The sequence below is a fragment of the Microbacterium sp. CFBP9023 genome, assembly GCF_034045055.1.
Taxonomy (GTDB): domain Bacteria; phylum Actinomycetota; class Actinomycetes; order Actinomycetales; family Microbacteriaceae; genus Microbacterium.
Window position 1 is genome coordinate 179,095 of the sequence record NZ_JAXCWI010000003.1, and the last position, 14,940, is coordinate 194,034.

General features: G+C 68.3%; 17 protein-coding genes. 9 read left to right on the top strand and 8 right to left on the bottom strand.

Annotated elements, in window-relative coordinates:
- The first annotated feature begins 36 nt into the window (after positions 1-36).
- The 6 genes from SOM10_RS15535 (at position 37) to SOM10_RS15560 (ending at position 2,108) form a co-directional block, all read left to right on the top strand.
- Positions 37-228, top strand: coding sequence for a helix-turn-helix domain-containing protein (locus tag SOM10_RS15535; RefSeq protein WP_053098849.1), 192 nt, complete (start codon positions 37-39; stop codon positions 226-228).
- Between the two features lie 135 nt (positions 229-363).
- Complete coding sequence (locus SOM10_RS15540) at positions 364-462, top strand: 30S ribosomal protein bS22 (RefSeq protein WP_003792170.1); 99 nt, start codon at positions 364-366, stop codon at positions 460-462.
- Between the two features lie 81 nt (positions 463-543).
- Entirely contained in the window at positions 544-846 is a 303-nt protein-coding gene (locus SOM10_RS15545) for a rhodanese-like domain-containing protein (protein WP_053098850.1), read from the top strand.
- Positions 843-1,133 carry a glutaredoxin family protein gene (locus SOM10_RS15550; RefSeq protein ID WP_320490959.1) on the top strand — a complete coding sequence of 97 codons (291 nt, stop codon included), beginning with the start codon at positions 843-845 and terminating at the stop codon, positions 1,131-1,133. Before SOM10_RS15545 ends, SOM10_RS15550 begins: the two co-directional genes overlap by 4 nt.
- On the top strand, positions 1,130-1,429 hold the full coding sequence (locus SOM10_RS15555; RefSeq protein WP_320490960.1) for a Dabb family protein: 300 nt from the start codon (positions 1,130-1,132) through the stop codon (positions 1,427-1,429). The genes SOM10_RS15550 and SOM10_RS15555 overlap by 4 nt, the downstream gene beginning before the upstream one ends.
- A gap of 34 nt (positions 1,430-1,463) precedes the next feature.
- Positions 1,464-2,108 carry a hypothetical protein gene (locus tag SOM10_RS15560; RefSeq protein ID WP_320490961.1) on the top strand — a complete coding sequence of 215 codons (645 nt, stop codon included), beginning with the start codon at positions 1,464-1,466 and terminating at the stop codon, positions 2,106-2,108.
- Positions 2,109-2,120: 12 nt separating this feature from the next.
- On the opposite strand, the gene SOM10_RS15565 is transcribed toward SOM10_RS15560, so the two are convergent.
- Genes SOM10_RS15565 through SOM10_RS15575 form a run of 3 tightly spaced genes read right to left on the bottom strand, consistent with a single transcriptional unit; the run spans position 2,121 to position 7,991 of the window.
- Entirely contained in the window at positions 2,121-3,422 is a 1,302-nt protein-coding gene (locus SOM10_RS15565; protein WP_320490963.1) for a M1 family metallopeptidase, read from the bottom strand.
- Complete coding sequence (locus SOM10_RS15570) at positions 3,419-7,348, bottom strand: Pls/PosA family non-ribosomal peptide synthetase (RefSeq protein ID WP_320490965.1); 3,930 nt, start codon at positions 7,346-7,348, stop codon at positions 3,419-3,421. The genes SOM10_RS15565 and SOM10_RS15570 overlap by 4 nt, the downstream gene beginning before the upstream one ends.
- A complete protein-coding gene (locus SOM10_RS15575) occupies positions 7,338-7,991 on the bottom strand; it encodes a hypothetical protein (protein ID WP_320490967.1) in 654 nt (217 codons plus the stop codon). The genes SOM10_RS15570 and SOM10_RS15575 overlap by 11 nt, the downstream gene beginning before the upstream one ends.
- Before the next feature lie 239 nt (positions 7,992-8,230).
- On the opposite strand from SOM10_RS15575, the gene SOM10_RS15580 reads away from it, so the two are divergent.
- The 3 genes from SOM10_RS15580 to SOM10_RS15590 are packed head-to-tail and all read left to right on the top strand — an operon-like array spanning position 8,231 to position 10,630.
- Entirely contained in the window at positions 8,231-9,046 is an 816-nt protein-coding gene (locus tag SOM10_RS15580; RefSeq protein ID WP_053098857.1) for a transporter substrate-binding domain-containing protein, read from the top strand.
- A gap of 34 nt (positions 9,047-9,080) precedes the next feature.
- Positions 9,081-9,878, top strand: a complete 798-nt coding sequence (locus SOM10_RS15585) for an amino acid ABC transporter permease (protein ID WP_053098858.1) — start codon at positions 9,081-9,083, stop codon at positions 9,876-9,878.
- Entirely contained in the window at positions 9,875-10,630 is a 756-nt protein-coding gene (locus SOM10_RS15590) for an amino acid ABC transporter ATP-binding protein (protein WP_053098859.1), read from the top strand. The genes SOM10_RS15585 and SOM10_RS15590 overlap by 4 nt, the downstream gene beginning before the upstream one ends.
- An 84-nt stretch (positions 10,631-10,714) precedes the next feature.
- Here SOM10_RS15590 and SOM10_RS15595 read toward each other — a convergent pair whose 3' ends face one another.
- From SOM10_RS15595 to SOM10_RS15615, 5 genes are all read right to left on the bottom strand, one after another.
- Entirely contained in the window at positions 10,715-10,891 is a 177-nt protein-coding gene (locus SOM10_RS15595) for a YegP family protein (RefSeq protein WP_082297996.1), read from the bottom strand.
- A gap of 86 nt (positions 10,892-10,977) precedes the next feature.
- Positions 10,978-12,057, bottom strand: coding sequence for an ABC transporter ATP-binding protein (locus SOM10_RS15600; RefSeq protein ID WP_056277111.1), 1,080 nt, complete (start codon positions 12,055-12,057; stop codon positions 10,978-10,980).
- Positions 12,054-12,848, bottom strand: a complete 795-nt coding sequence (locus SOM10_RS15605) for an ABC transporter permease (RefSeq protein ID WP_320490970.1) — start codon at positions 12,846-12,848, stop codon at positions 12,054-12,056. Before SOM10_RS15605 ends, SOM10_RS15600 begins: the two co-directional genes overlap by 4 nt.
- Positions 12,845-13,795 (bottom strand): ABC transporter permease, encoded by a 951-nt coding sequence (locus SOM10_RS15610; RefSeq protein WP_320490972.1) that lies wholly within the window; start codon positions 13,793-13,795, stop codon positions 12,845-12,847. Before SOM10_RS15610 ends, SOM10_RS15605 begins: the two co-directional genes overlap by 4 nt.
- The gene (locus SOM10_RS15615; RefSeq protein ID WP_320490974.1) at positions 13,792-14,931 is read right to left on the bottom strand and encodes an ABC transporter substrate-binding protein; all 1,140 of its coding nucleotides are present in this window, start codon (positions 14,929-14,931) and stop codon (positions 13,792-13,794) included. The genes SOM10_RS15610 and SOM10_RS15615 overlap by 4 nt, the downstream gene beginning before the upstream one ends.
- Positions 14,932-14,940: the final 9 nt, after the last annotated feature.

The following is a 14,940-nucleotide window of genomic DNA, read 5'->3' on the forward strand; positions in this document are numbered from 1 at the left end:
TAGAGTGTGCACACAATCCAGAAAGGGGTACGTGGGATGCCCGAGGTTCCAGATGTCCGGTTCCTTACGGTGGCCGAGGTCGCCGAACTCATGCGTGTGTCGAAGATGACGGTCTATCGGATGGTGCACGCTGGGGAGCTGCCAGCCATCCGCTTCGGTCGCAGTTTCCGTGTTCCGGAATCCGCGGTCGCCGAGGCCCTGCAGCGACCGATAGCCGACGTCGGCTGACGTCCTCGGCGTCGTCTCGTGAGCGCGTGCAGCAGAAGCTCCACGGTTTGCTAGACTGATCCGAGGCATTTTTCCGTGCCCGTACCCGGGTGTCCGTCACCGACGACACCCAGCCACTGACTTAGTGAGGTTTCCGTGGGTTCTGTCATCAAGAAGCGCCGCAAGCGCATGGCGAAGAAGAAGCACCGCAAGCTGCTTCGTAAGACTCGCCACCAGCGTCGCAACAAGAAGTAAGCGACCAGACACGAGCGCCTGTCTCCGGACGGGCGCTTTGTGTCTCTGCCCCCGGTTTCCCACTCGTCGCAGGAGCATGCCATGAAGTCGATCACCGTCACCGAACTCGCCGAGCGGTCGAACACCCCGCTCATCGATGTCCGAGAGGTGGATGAGTTCGCCGCCGGTCACGTACCCGGGGCAGTGAACATCCCGATGTCGGAGATCGGCAACCGGCTCGAAGAGCTGCCCGCAGAGTCGTTCGACGTCATCTGCCAAGCGGGTGGGCGGTCGGCGCGCGTCGTCGAAGCGCTCGAGTCCCGCGGATACGACGCCACCAACGTCGAGGGCGGAACGGGCGAGTGGATCGCGCAGGGCCGCGATATCGAGGTGCCGTCGGCGTGACCACGCTGACCCTCATCGGCAAGCCGGACTGCCATCTCTGCGATGTCGCGTCCGCGATCATCGACGCCGTCGTCGCCGACCTGCCTGACGCGGCAGCCGAGCGCATCGAGATCGTGGAGGCCTCGATCGCCGACGATCCTGTGCTCTACGAGCTGTGGTGGGAGAAGATCCCCGTCGTCCTGATCGACGGCGACCTGCACGCGCACTGGCGTCTGTCCGCCGACCGACTGCGCGACGCGCTCGAATCAGCCGTGCAGCAGGACACACTCGAGAGGGAAGCCCGATGATCCGTCACGTCGTCACCTGGAAGCTCGCAGCCGACGATGCGGCGACACGCGCCGAGCAGGCCGCCGAGCTCGCCCGTCGTCTGAACGCTCTCGACGGCGTCGTGCCGCAGCTGCGCTCGATCACCGCGGGCGCGAACGTCGCCTATCCCGACGCGAACTGGGACGTCACCCTCGTCGCGGACGTCGATTCGATCGCTGCTCTCGAGGAGTATCAGGTGCACCCGGCGCACGAAGAGGTCGTGGCGTATGTGCGCTCGGTCGTCGCCTCCCGTGTGGCCGTCGACTTCGAACTCTGAACCTCTGAACCTCTGATCGGCGGTTCTCGGTGTGATGAGCGCAGGGGGAATCGCAGGAGAGACCACTTGGCGTGACATCACGATCGCCTGGGCATCGCCCTCGCAGTCGCACGGTGTCACTGAAGCCGATGCCGCGGCGATGGGTCAGCGGGAACGCCTCCGCGAGCTGAGCGGCAGCCGCGCCCAGGCGTTCCTCGCCGGCAGGGCACTGATGCGCGCCCTCGTACGCAGGATCACCGGGACTCACGACATCGTCATCTCGAGCCGCTGTGCCAGGTGCGGGGCGGACCACGGTCCGCCGCGCGCCGACGGCGTCTTGCTCAGCGTGAGTCATGCGGAGGGTCTCGTCGTCGTCGCAGTGGCTCCGGCAGCGGTGGGGACTGCGGCGTCGCTCGGCGTCGATGTCGAGCAGGCATCTGCGGCCGGCCGGGTCGACGAGCTGCGAACGATGTTCCCTGACGGCGCCGCCCCGGATCTCGCGGGGTGGACGCGCATCGAGGCGGCGGTCAAGGCGGATGGTCGCGGATTCGAGACAGAGCCGTCAGAGGTGCTCCTCCGACCGCGCGCGAACACGGATCCCTGCGTGTGGTCGGCAGCGCTTCCGGGTCGTGCCGCCACGATCGACGTCACGACGCTGGTCGGCCCACCGGGGTACGTGCTGAGCGTCGCTCGGGGGTGATCCCGCTCGGTCTCAGGACCGGGATGCAGGAAGTGCGGGCAGCGGGAGTTCGTCGATCCAGGTCCGCACCAGGGTGCGCGCCCGGTCGTCGGCCACCTCGCCGACGAGGCCGAGGAAGTCGTCGCTGGTGACAGCGAGTCGCGCGAACCGCGCGGTCCACTCCCGCGTCAGAGCGAAGAACCGCTCATCGCCGATCGTGAGTCGCAGGGCATGCAGGGTGAGGGCGCCGCGCTTGTAGACGCGATCGTCGAACATGTCGTTCGGACCGGGATCCGAGAGCAGCAGATCCTCGGGGAGGCCGCGGAGGGCGGCGTGATGGGCCAGAGCGTTCTCGTGGGCGGTCGACGCACCGGACGCTTCCGACCACAGCCACTCGGCGTAGCAGGCGAATCCCTCGTTCAGCCAGATGTCCCGCCAGCGGGCGACGCCGACGCTGTTGCCGAACCACTGGTGCGCGAGCTCATGCGCGATCAGGCGCTCGCTGCCCCCGGCTCCGTCCACGTGATTGGCACCGAAGATCGCCATGCCCTGCGCTTCGAGGGGGATCTCGAGATCGTCGGGTGTGATGACGACCTTGTAGGACTCGTAGGGATACGTGCCGAAGGCTTCGACGAACGTCTCCATCATGTGCGGCAGCGGGGCGAAGTCGGAGCGCACGCTGCCCGCGAGCGCCCGCGGGTGGAACAGACGCCCGGGAGTCGTGCCGAGAGCGACCCTGTCATCGTCGTACTGGCCGATCTGCACGGTCATCAGGTATGTCGCGGTCGGCACCGGCTGCTCGAAGATCCATCGGGTGCGACCGCGCTGCGTCGATCGCGTGGCTGCGCCGCCGCTGACCACGGTGTACTCGGGATCGGCCGTGAACTCCAACCGATACGTCGCCTTGTCCGAGGGCAGGTCGTTGCAGGGGAACCAGGTCGGCGCGCCGGTCGGCTGCGACGCGACGAGCACGCCGTCTTCGAGTTCTTCCCACCCGAGGAGCCCCCATCGAGTGCGCCGGGGCGACGGAGAACCGGAGTACTCGACCGCGACCGTGAGCTCCTGACCGCTCGCCCGCTCGCCCCCGAAGACCACTTTGAGTCGCCGGTCGTCCTGTCTGAACGATGCCGCGCGGTCACCGACCACCCGCACCTTCGTGACTTTGAGCCCGACGAGGTCGAACGAGACGTGCTTCGCCGATTCCTGCATCTGCAGTCGGATCGTCGCCGTGCCCGCGATGCGGTTCGTGGTCACGCGATAGTCGATGGCCAGGTCGTAGTGCAGCACCCCGTAGCGCCGATCGCCGCTGTGCGGGGTGTAGGCGTCGACGGTCATGCGTTCGAGGCCTGGTAGGAGCGCACTTTGACGGCACGCCACGGCCCGATGGGGTTGCCGCTCCAACGACTGCCGATCGGCACGAACTCTCCCCGCATCACGAGTGAGGCGGGCCCGACCGTGGCATCCGATCCGATCGTGGCCGCGGGCAGGATCACGCTGTGCGGACCGAGGGTCGCACCGCTCTCGAGGGTCACTGCGTCGATGCTCATCACTCGATCATGGAACAGATGCGTCTGAACCACACATCCGCGGTTCACGGTCGCACCGTCCCCGAGGGTGACCAGGTCGGGCTCGGGCAGCCAGTAGCTGTCGGTCCAGACGCCTCGGCCGATCTTCGCGCCGAGGGTGCGCAGCCAGATGGCGAGTGCAGGAGTGCCCGATGCGGCATTGGCGAACCAGGGTGCGGCCACCATCTCCGTGAAGGTGTCCGACACCTCCGTGCGCCACACGAAGCTCGACCAGAGCGGATGCTCGCCGGCACGGATCGGCCCCACGATCAGCCACTTGGCGGCGGTGGTGATCAGAGCGGCGAAGGCGCCTGCGGCGAGCATCACGGCGCTCGAGAGCAGCACGGCCCATGCGAGTCCCCAGGCCTCGACCACCGCGGCGAGCGTGAGCATCACACTCACTCCGATCGCGCAGGTCACGAACACCGGGATGATGCGGCACAGCTCCCACAGAGCCCGCGCGAGGCGGAGTCCCGGGCGCGGGCGATACGTGCGCTCGAGATCGGAGTCGTTCACCACACGGCGCAGTCGCGCGGCGGGCGAGCCCAGCCACGATGAGCCCGCCTTGGCCTTGGGCGGAGCGACGGACAGGACGGCGACGAGGCCGTCGCGAGGCACGTTGTGCCCGCCGGCGGCCATGCCGGAGTTGCCGAGGAACGCGCGCTTGCCGATGCGCGCGGTGCCCAGCCGCATCCATCCGCCCTGCAGCTCGTAGGTCGCGACCATGGTGTCGTCGGCGAGGAACGCTCCGTCGGCGATGGTCGTGAGCTTCGGGATGAGCAGCACGGTCGACGCCTCGACGTCGCGCCCGACCTCGGCCCCGAGGGCCCTGAGCCAGAAGGGAGTGGCACTGCTCGAGTACAGCGGGAAGAGGAAGGTACGGGCGGAATCGAGCAGACGCTCGGTCGTCCACGCCTGCCAGGCGATGCGCGAGCGCACCGGGTACACGCCTTCGCCGAGACCGGCTCCGAGCACACGCACGAGGACGAGCACGAGACCGGCGAAGACGAAGCCGGCGAGCAGCACTGCGGGAACCAGCAGCGCCAGGATGCTCGGGACGGCCGCTGTCAGGGAGTCGGACCCGCGCATGCCCAGCGCGAGCACCCAGGCGCCGGCGGCGAGCGAGAGGACAGGGAGGACGCCGAGCGCGGCGGAGGAGGCGGCGTAGGCCCACAACCACCGGGTGCGGCTGGGTGGGCGGCCCTCCTCGAACGGCCGCGACACTCCGCCGACGCGTGTCGCCGGCGATCCTGCCCAGCGCTGCCCGGCGCGGACCCGACCGAACACGGCCGAGCCGGGTGCGATCTCGGCGCCGCGACCGATCTTCGTGCCGGGGGCGAGGGTGCTGCGGCCGCCGATGGTCGCTCCCGCGCCGATGCGGATGCCGCCGATGCGCACGGTGTCGCCATCGATCCAATAGCCGGTGAGGTCGACCTCGGGCTCGATGGAGGCTCCGGAGCCGATGTCGAGCATGCCCGTGATCGGCGGGACGGTGTGCAGATCGACATCTCTGTGGATGCGGGCGCCGAGAGCTCGTGCGTAGTAGACGACCCAGGGAGCACCGGCCAGGCCGACCGGGTCGACCTGCTGGGCGATCTGCTCCGCGAGCCACAGACGCAGATGCACTCCGCCGCCGCGCGGATAGTCGCCAGGGCGGAGTCCGGCGAGCAGCAGACGCGCGGCGACGGCGGCGATCGTCATCTTCCCCACCGGGGTGACGAAGATCAGCAGGCCGACGATGATCGTCCACACCGGAACAGCAGGCAGGAATTCGAATCCGGGGGACAGCCGCAGGAGCCAGCTCGCGGCGAGCAGGTACAGCAGCCAACGGATGCCGGTGAACACGAACAGCGGGAGACCCGCGATCGTCTGCACCCACTGCATCCGTCGGGGAGTCGGGACGGGCTGGCTGAAGACGCGTTCCTCGGCGTCCTCGTCATCGGCCTCATCGTCGACGGCATCCGACATCTGGCGCAGCCGCGGCAGATCGTAGACGTCGGTCATCGTGAACTCCGGCGCCCGGGTGCGCAGGCGGGAGACCAGCTGGGCGGCCGCGAGCGACCCGCCGCCGAGCTGGAAGAAGTCGGCGTCCTCGTCGCCCGGGCGCACGCCGAGCACGGCGAACCACTGCTCGGCGAGCCACGCCGCCGTGCCGGACAGGGACGAGTCGTTCGCGTCGCCGGAATCGAGCGGCCAGGGGAGAGCCGCCTTGTCGACCTTCCCGGACGTGCGGACGGGCAGATCGTCGACCATGGCGAGCAGAGGGATCAGCGGAGCGGGAAGCGTCTCCGAGAGCTCACCACGCGCCACCTGCCGGTCGAACCCCTCGTCGGGCACGACATAGCCCACGAGGATCGGCATGCCCGTCTCGGTCTTCTGCACCACCACGGTCGCCGCCGAGACGGAGCTCAGCGCCTGCAGCGCCGCCTCGACCTCGCCGAGCTCGATGCGGCGGCCGCCGATCTTGACCTGGTCATCGGCGCGACCCTGGAAGATCAGTCCCTCGGAGTCGACCCGCACGACGTCGCCGGAGCGGTAGGCCCGGTCCCAGCCGAGAGTGGGCATGGGCGCGTACTTCTCGGCATCCTTCGCAGGGTCGAGGTACCGGGCGAGACCGACTCCGCCGATGATCAGCTCGCCGGTCTCGCCCTCGGCGACGCGCTGTCCGTCAGCATCGACCACGGCGAGCGACCACCCGTCGAGCGGGAGGCCGATGCGCACGGGACCGGTGCCGTCCATCAGCGAGGCGCAGGCCACGACCGTGGCCTCGGTCGGGCCGTAGGTGTTCCACACCTCACGTCCGTCCGATGCCAACCGGACGACGAGCTCGGGCGGGCACGCCTCCCCGCCGAAGATCAGCAGGCGCACGTTCTCGATCGCGTCCTGCGGCCAGAGGGCGGCGAGCGTCGGCACCGTCGAGACGACGGTGATGCCGTGGCCGAGCAGCCAGGGCCCCAGGTCTTCGCCCGAGCGCACGAGAGCTCGCGGTGCGGGCACCAGGCAGGCGCCGTGGCCCCACGCGAGCCACATCTCCTCACAGGACGCGTCGAAGGCGACCGAGAGGCCTGCGAGCACGCGATCACCGGGACTCAGCGGTGCGGCCTGGAGGAACAGACGTGCCTCGGCGTCGACGAAGGCCGCGGCCGAACGGTGCGAGACCGCGACGCCCTTGGGCACGCCGGTCGACCCGGAGGTGAAGATGATCCAGGCATCGTCGTCGACCGTCGGCGGCGCGACGATCGGGATCGCGGAGGTGCGCGGATGAGGTGACTCGCCGCCCAGGAGGTCGACCGCCTCGGTCGCCCCGGCCGGCATGTAGCCGGCGTCGGTGATCGTGCCCGCGATGCGGGCCTCGTGGAACACGAGATCGGCACGCTCCTGCGGGTCGTCGGCATCGACGGGGACATAGGCGGCGCCCGCCGCGATGGTGCCGAGGATCGCGATGTACAGCTCGCGGTGTCCGGACGACATGCGGATGCCGACGCGGTCGCCGCGGCGCACGCCTCTCTCGTGCAGCAGGGCCGCCGTACGCCAGACGTGCGCGAGCAACTCGGCGTAGCTGAGCGCCCCGTCCGCGTCCTCGATGGCCGAGGCGTCGGGATATCGCCGGGTCGTCTCCTGAAGGATGTCGATCAGCGTGCGGGGAGGAGGCGCGTCGGCGCCCCGGTCGAGCGCCTCCTGCACGTCAGCGCGCAAGGAGGTCGAGCAGAGCGGCCTTCGTCAGGCGCGAGTATCCGGTGCGGCCCTCGGCGCGGGCGCGGGCGCGCAGCTGGACCAGGGTCAGCGCGCTGAGCTCCGGTGCCGCTGCAGAGGTCTCTGTTGGTACCGGTGCCGGTGCCGGTGCTGGTGCTGCTGCTGGTGCCAGTGCGGGTGCCGACGTCGGGGTCGTGATCGTGACCGTCGGCTCGACGGTCGGAGCCGCGACCACGGCCTTCTTGGCCACGGCCTTCTTCGCCTCGGCCTTCTTGGTGGCCTTCTTGGGGGCCGGCTGCTTCGCATCCAGCGTCGGCTCGACGGCGGACTTCTTGTCGGCCTTCTTCTGATCCTTCTTCGCGGCGGACTTCCTGTCCGACGCCTTCTTCTCGGCCTCCAGGCGTGCGGTGGCCTGGGTGAGGCGCGCGGTCGCCGCGGTCGCCGACTTCGCGACCTTCTTGGGCCGATCCGCGACCTTCTTCTTCGAGACTTTCGCCGCGTCCTTCGCGTCCTCGACGAGAGGCTTCAGCTTCTTGGCGTCTTTCTTGGGCAGGGACTTGATCAGCTTCTTCGCGTCCTTCGCCGCATCCTTCGCCGCGTCGAGAGCGGCTTCGGCGGTGCGCTGTGCTGAGGTCTTCTTTGCCATGATCGGGTCTCCTCTGAGTCCGGAGCGTGTCGGCTCGGGCTGTCGGCACAGAGGATACTCAGGCAAGGTGAACGATCGGTGCCGCATCGTGCGTAACACGCCCGTCATATTCGGTCACACTTGCAACACAAATGTGATCCGCAGAAGGCGGCCGACGGCGGGTTCGGCCCGGTGGTGCATGTTTAGATGTTCTCCTACCCGTCCGTGGGGAACCACACCCTCGTCCTTCAGGAGCTGACATGCAGCGTCGCAACATCATCGCCGGGATCGCGCTCGCCGCGACCGCCACCCTCGCCCTCGCCGGATGCGCGACCGGCGGCAGTGACGCGGGATCGGGTGAGCCTGCGGCCGGCGACGAGTACGACCTCATCGAGGCGGGCACCCTGACGGTCTGCTCCGACATCCCTTACGCACCGTTCGAGTTCGAGGGCGGCGACAACGGCACGGGTTACACCGGCTTCGACATCGACCTGCTCGACGCGATCGCGAAGGAGCTCGACCTGAAGCTCTCGGTGCAGGACGTCGGATTCGACGCGCTGCAGTCGGGCACCACGCTCGCCGCCGGACAGTGCGACGTCGGCGCCTCGGCCATGACGATCACCGACGAGCGCAAGGCGAACATCGACTTCTCCGAGCCGTACTACGAGTCGCTGCAGTCGCTGCTCGTGCGCACCGACTCGGGCATCGAGTCGATCGACGACCTCTCGGGCAAGAACGTCGGAGTGCAGCAGGGCACCACCGGAGAGGCCTACGCGACCGAGAACGCCGAGGGCGCAGAACTCGTCCAGTACCCCTCCGACGGAGAGCTGTGGCCCGCGATGCAGGCCGGACAGATCGACGCGATCCTTCAGGACCAGCCGGTGAACCTCGAGCACGAGAAGGCCGACAGCGCGTACAAGATCGTCGAGGAGTACGAGACCGGCGAGTCGTACGGTTTCGCATACGCGAAGGGCGAGAAGGATGCTCTGCGCGAGGCGATCGACGGCGCGCTGCAGGATCTCCGCGACAGCGGCGACTACCAGACGATCTACGACACCTACTTCACCGCGAAGTAATCGGCGAGCGACGTAGGACAGGGAGACCTTGACAATGGCGTTGAGGCGCACCACGAAGAGCAAGCTGTATCGGTACACCGTCTATGCGGTGCTGATCGCGGTCGCCGTCTGGCTGATCGTCAGCACCGACTGGGCCCGCATCGCGCAGCTGTATTTCAACCCGGAGGTCGCGGCGAAGATGCTTCCGGGCATCATCACCACGGCGCTCGTGAACACTCTGTGGTTCACGGCCGTCGCGTTCGCCGGCGGTCTGCTGCTCGGCGTCGTGCTCGCGCTGCTGAAGCTGTCGTCCATCGGACCCTTCCGATGGATCGCGACGGCATGGATCGAGCTCTTCCGCGGGCTTCCCGCGATCCTCACGATCTTCGCCATCGCGTTCATCCTGCCGATCGGACTCGGCGTGCCGGGCACGAAGCTCGGCGGCCCGGTCGTGCTCGGCCTGATCGGTCTGATCCTGGTCGCATCGGCGTACATGGCCGAGACGATCCGCGCCGGCATCCAGGCCGTTCCGAAGGGGCAGACCGAGGCGGCACGTTCGCTCGGCATGTCGCCCATGAAGACGACGTTCTGGATCGTGGTCCCGCAGGGGTTCCGCATCATCATCCCGCCGCTGACCAACGAGTTCGTCCTGCTGCTGAAGGACACGTCGCTGCTCTTCGTGGCAGGTTCCTTCATCTGGTCGAAGGAGCTGACGAACTTCGCGCGTGACGCGAGCACGCAGAACGCGAACGGAACGCCGCTCATCATGGCGGCGGCCCTCTACCTGATCGTGACGATCCCCCTCACGCGCTTCAGTGCGTACCTGGAACGAAGGATGTCGAGGCAGCGATGATCACCGATCTGATTGACGTCCACGCGCCCGCGATCGACCTGCAGGGGCTCGTGAAGAGCTTCGGCGACAACGAGGTGCTCAAGGGCATCGACCTCACCGTCACCGCCGGAGAGGTCGTCTGCATCATCGGCCCGTCGGGCTCGGGCAAGTCGACGCTGCTGCGCTCGGTCAACCTGCTCGAGGAGCCGACCGGCGGCAAGGTGCTCATCGAGGGGATCGACATCACTGATCCCGATGTCGACATCGACCGGGTGCGCACCCGCATCGGCATGGTGTTCCAGAGCTTCAACCTCTTCCCCCACCTCGACGTGATGGGCAACCTCATGATCGCGCAGCAGCGCGTGAAGAAGCGGTCCAAGGCTGAGGCTGAGCGGGTCGCGAAGGAGATGCTCGGACGCGTCGGGCTCGCTGAGAAGGCGGACGCCTTTCCCGGACACCTGTCGGGCGGTCAGCAGCAGCGTGTCGCGATCGCGCGGGCGCTGTGCATGAACCCGGACATGATGCTGTTCGACGAGCCGACGTCGGCGCTCGACCCCGAGCTCGTCGGCGAGGTACTGCAGGTCATGCGCTCGCTCGCGGACGAGGGCATGACGATGCTCGTCGTCACGCACGAGATGGGCTTCGCCCGCGAGGTCGGATCACGTCTGATCTTCATGGACGGCGGCTACATCGTCGAAGAGGGCGACCCGCGCGAGGTGCTCGCGAACCCGCAGCATCCGCGTACGCAGGACTTCCTGGCTCGCGTCCTCTGAGTTCGCGTCTCACCTGTCACGACGAGACCCCCTCCCGCTGAGTCAGCGCGAGGGGGTCTCGTGTGCGGAGAGTGCTGTGCGAGGTCAGGCCTCCACGACCTCGGCATCCGCGGCATTGCGGCGCACCGAGTCGATGCCGTTCAGCGCGGACGATCTCGACGAGTAGCCCTCGCTGATCGCGATCACCTCGCCGTTGCCGGACTTGAGGCGGAACCGGTACTCGCCGGACTTGTCGGTGTACAGCTCGAACGTGCCTGCCATGAGGTGTCCTTTCTCGACGGTGAGGAGGGCACGAGGCCCTCGAGCATCACGGTATCTCGGAGTACTGCGCCAGCGATAGGGCTCGGTCAGCCGCGCGGATGCACCGCGACGGGCTCGGGAGCGACGGCGATCCGCACGCGATCGCCGAAGGCCGGGTGGATGCCCGGAGCGTGCTGGAGGCGCACCAGCTCGCCTGATTCGGTGCGCACGAGCGTGCGGCGCATGCTGCCGAGGAACGTGCTCTCCTGCACCAGCGCATCGGTCGCGGCATCGGCCTCGGATGCGAAGTGCACGTTCTCCGGGCGCAGATACACGTCGACGGGCCCGTCGGCCGGCGACTGCAGGGGAAGCTTCTGACCCCACACGACCACGTGATCACCCTCGGCGACACCCGAGACGACGCTCGAGAGCCCGACGAAGGCGGCGACGCCCGCCGTGGACGGCGTCGTGTAGAGCTGCTCCGGGGTTCCGATCTGCTCGATGGTGCCGGCGTTCATCACGGCGATCCGGTCGGAGACCGCGAGGGCCTCCTCCTGGTCGTGCGTGACGAACACTGTGGTGATGCCGAGCCGCAGCTGGATGCGCCGGATCTCATCGCGCAGCTGCACCCGCACCTTCGCATCGAGGGCAGAGAGCGGCTCGTCGAGAAGCAGGACCTTCGGCTCGGTGACCAGAGCGCGGGCGAGCGCGACGCGCTGCTGCTGACCTCCGGAGAGCTGATGCGGGTAGCGATCGGCGAAGTCCGAGAGCCCCACGAGCGCGAGGGCATCGAGGGCGCGCGTTGCCGCCTCGGCCTTGCCGACGCCGCGGCGACGCAGCCCGAACGCCGTGTTCTCCGCGACCCGCAGGTGCGGGAACAGGGAGTACGACTGGAACACCATGCCGATGTCCCGCTTGTTCGTGGGCACCCGCGAGACATCGTTGCCGCCGAGCAGCACCGCACCGCTGTCGAGCCCCTCGAGTCCCGCGAGCACGCGAAGCAGCGTCGTCTTGCCGCAGCCGGAGGGGCCGAGCAGCGAGACGAACTCACCGGGGGCGATGTCGAGATCGACGCCGTGCAGCACCGTGTTGCCCGAGTAGCTCTTCACGATGCCCTGCAGTTGCACGCGCGTGCCCTCTCCGGCTTCGGCGAGCAGCATGTTGTCGGCGGTCTGGGGGAGGGTCATGAGCGGGCCTTTCCGGTGCCGCGGGCGACGCGGCCGATGAGAAGCAGAAGCAGGAAGACGAACAGCAGCGCCAGCAGGGTGAAGATCGCCGGAGCGTACGGATCCTGCTTCTGCACGACGACCATGGCCGTCTGGAACACCTGGCGGTTGAGGAGCGAGGCGATCGTGAACTCGCCGAGCACGACGGCGATCGAGATGAGAGACGCCGCGAGGAGTCCCTGACGCAGGTTGGGAGCGAGCACCTTCAGCACGACGGTAGGCCAGCCGGCGCCGAGGGATCGGGCGGCTTCGGCGAGCGTGCGCAGGTCGGCGGCGTCGATGGAGGCCTGGATCGAACGGTACGCGAACGGCAGCACGGTGATGCCGTAGGCGAAGGCCAGCGTCCACGTGCCGGTGCCGAGGGTGCGTCCGATCTGCAGGTAGATCGGTGCGAGACCCACGACCAGCACGATCGCGGGGATCGAGATCGGCAGCAGCACGGCGAACTCGAAGACGGGTTTGAGCTTCGCGAAGCGCAGGTTCACCAGGATCATGCTCGGTGCGAGCAGCAGGAGCACGATCGCGACGGTCACGACCGCGAGGACCAGGGAGTTGCCCAGGCCCATCCAGATCGGCCTGATCGCCGCCGACTTCGCGGGATCGAAGAGCGCGGCCCACCGCTCGAGGCCGAGACTGCCGTCGGTCTGGCGCAGCGTGTAGAGCAGGGTCGAGACGAGCGGGATCGCGAAGAATGCGCCGACGACCACGCCGATGATCCAGCGGGTCGCGAGTGACGGGCCGAGGCGGTTCATGACTGCCACCTCGCTGCCCGACGCTGGATGAGCGAGTACAGGGCCATCACGACTCCCACGATGACGATCATGCCGAGCGCGAGCGCGCCGGCGAGATTCTCACGGCCGAGAAGGGTCTCGCTCGTGAGGGCGGCGCGGATCTGCAGCGGCACGATCTGCGAACCCTGACTGGCGAGGGCGGCGGCGGTGGCGTACGACGAGAAGGCGTTCGCGAAGAGCAGCAGGAGGCTCGCGAGGAACGAGGGTGCGAGCACGGGGACGCCGATGCGCAGCCAGAAGCTCGCGCGGGTGCCGCCGAGCGTGAGGTTCGCCTCGGCCCACTGCGGCTTGAGGGCTGCGAGGGCGGGCATGAAGGTGATCACCATGAGCGGGATCTGGAAGTAGATGTACGGGAGGATCAGCCCGGGAAGCTCGTAGAGCCACGTGCCGTTCGCGAAGATGTCGATGCCGAGGTCGTTCTTGAGGAAGAGGGTGACGACCCCCTGGATGCCGATCGTGGCGATGAAGGCGAAGGCGAGCATCACGCCGCCGAACTGGGCGAGGACGCCGGCCGCAGCATCCACGGTCGAGCGCACGGCGCCGTCCGGGTTCATGCCGAGCAGGGCATAGCAGACCAGAGCACCCGCGATCGCGCCGACGACGGCGGTCAGCAGCGACAGGCCGGCGGAGTTGGCGAACGTGGTGAGGACGACGGGGTCTGCCAGGGCCGACAGGTTCGACCAGGTGAACGACCCGTCCTTCGTGAAGAAGCCGGAGCCGATCGCGAGGAGGGTCGGAACGGCGAGGAAGAGCACGACGTAAGCGGCGAACGGCACGAGACCGAGCCAGGCGACGGACGGCGCGGAGCGCTGGGCCCGCGACGAGGTCGCAGGCCCAGCGCGGTGCGCTGCGGGGGAGACGGGGGCGGATGCCGTGGCATCCGCCCCCGCTGCGGTGGCAGTCGTCACTGGACCGCCGCGGCCCACTTCTCGCCGAGCAGCGTGCCGGCGTTCGTCGACTGCTCCTCGGTCGGGACGACCGTCTCGCTGGGGACCTCGGGAAGAGCAGCAGCCAGGTCGGCGTCGATGGTGCCGGCCTCGGTCATGGCCTCCATGCGGGCCGGGCGTGCGCCGCCCTTCAGCCACAGGTTCTGCACCTCGTCGCTGTAGAGGAACTCCTGCCACAGGCGTGCGGCGGCCGGGTTCGGAGCATCCTTGTTGATCGCCTGGTTGTAGTAGCCCGCGTAGCCGGTGCCGTCGAGGACGACGACCTTCCAGTCCTTGTTGTCGGTGGCGTGCGCCGCGTTCAGGTAGTCCCAGTCGAAGACGACAGGGGTCTCGCCGCTGGCCACGGTCGCGGTGGTCACGTCGACCTTGAGCAGGTTGCCGGCCTTCTGAAGGTCGGAGAAGAAGTCGATGCCGGGCTGGAAGTCGTCGAGGGTGCCGTCGGACTGCACGGTCGCGAGGCCCACGGCGGCGAAGGCCGCGCCGGCCTGCGTCGGGTCTCCGTTGATGGCGACGGCGCCCTTGTAGGCGGCATCCTTCAGATCGTCGAGCGACTCGGGAGCGTCGAACTTCGAGGAGTCGTAGCCGATCGACATGTATCCGCCGTAGTCGCCGACGAAGAGGCCGGTCGGCTCCTTGAGAGCGTCGGGGATCTCGTCCCACGTCTGCACCTGGTACGGCGCGAAGACGTCGGTGTTCTGCAATGCGACGGTCAGACCCAGGTCGAACACGTCGGGCGCGGTGTCGAGGCCCTCGTTCGTCTTCGCAGCCTGGATCTCCTCGGCGCTCGACACGTCGGGAGAGGCCTCGTTGATCGTGATCTCGGGGTACTTCTCGGCGAACAGGTCGAGGATCTCCCCGTAGTTCGCCCAGTCACGCGGAAGCGCGATGACATTGAGCTGGCCCTCGGCCTTCGCGGCCTCTTCGAGGTCGGCGAAGGAACCGAAGTCCTCGACCGAGGTCGCGGATGCGGAGTCGACAGCGTCGCTGCCTGCGGCCGTGGCCTCCGCGCCCGTGGCGCAGGCGGTGAGACCCAGCGCGGCGGTCGTGAACAGGGCGATGCCGGCGCCGATTCGTGCGCGGCGGTGGAAGTTGGTCATCAGGGTCCT

Excerpts from the sequence above, each read along its gene's own strand:
- SOM10_RS15585 (WP_053098858.1), top strand. The coding sequence starts at position 9,081 with ATGGCGTTGAGGCGCACCACGAAGAGCAAGCTGTATCGGTACACCGTC.
- SOM10_RS15595 (WP_082297996.1), bottom strand. The coding sequence starts at position 10,891 with ATGGCAGGCACGTTCGAGCTGTACACCGACAAGTCCGGCGAGTACCGG.
- SOM10_RS15565 (WP_320490963.1), bottom strand. The coding sequence starts at position 3,422 with ATGACCGTCGACGCCTACACCCCGCACAGCGGCGATCGGCGCTACGGG.
- SOM10_RS15605 (WP_320490970.1), bottom strand. The coding sequence starts at position 12,848 with ATGAACCGCCTCGGCCCGTCACTCGCGACCCGCTGGATCATCGGCGTG.
- SOM10_RS15590 (WP_053098859.1), top strand. The coding sequence starts at position 9,875 with ATGATCACCGATCTGATTGACGTCCACGCGCCCGCGATCGACCTGCAG.
- SOM10_RS15560 (WP_320490961.1), top strand. The coding sequence starts at position 1,464 with ATGAGCGCAGGGGGAATCGCAGGAGAGACCACTTGGCGTGACATCACG.
- SOM10_RS15575 (WP_320490967.1), bottom strand. The coding sequence starts at position 7,991 with ATGGCAAAGAAGACCTCAGCACAGCGCACCGCCGAAGCCGCTCTCGAC.
- SOM10_RS15555 (WP_320490960.1), top strand. The coding sequence starts at position 1,130 with ATGATCCGTCACGTCGTCACCTGGAAGCTCGCAGCCGACGATGCGGCG.
- SOM10_RS15535 (WP_053098849.1), top strand. The coding sequence starts at position 37 with ATGCCCGAGGTTCCAGATGTCCGGTTCCTTACGGTGGCCGAGGTCGCC.
- SOM10_RS15580 (WP_053098857.1), top strand. The coding sequence starts at position 8,231 with ATGCAGCGTCGCAACATCATCGCCGGGATCGCGCTCGCCGCGACCGCC.
- SOM10_RS15615 (WP_320490974.1), bottom strand. The coding sequence starts at position 14,931 with ATGACCAACTTCCACCGCCGCGCACGAATCGGCGCCGGCATCGCCCTG.
- SOM10_RS15600 (WP_056277111.1), bottom strand. The coding sequence starts at position 12,057 with ATGACCCTCCCCCAGACCGCCGACAACATGCTGCTCGCCGAAGCCGGA.
- SOM10_RS15545 (WP_053098850.1), top strand. The coding sequence starts at position 544 with ATGAAGTCGATCACCGTCACCGAACTCGCCGAGCGGTCGAACACCCCG.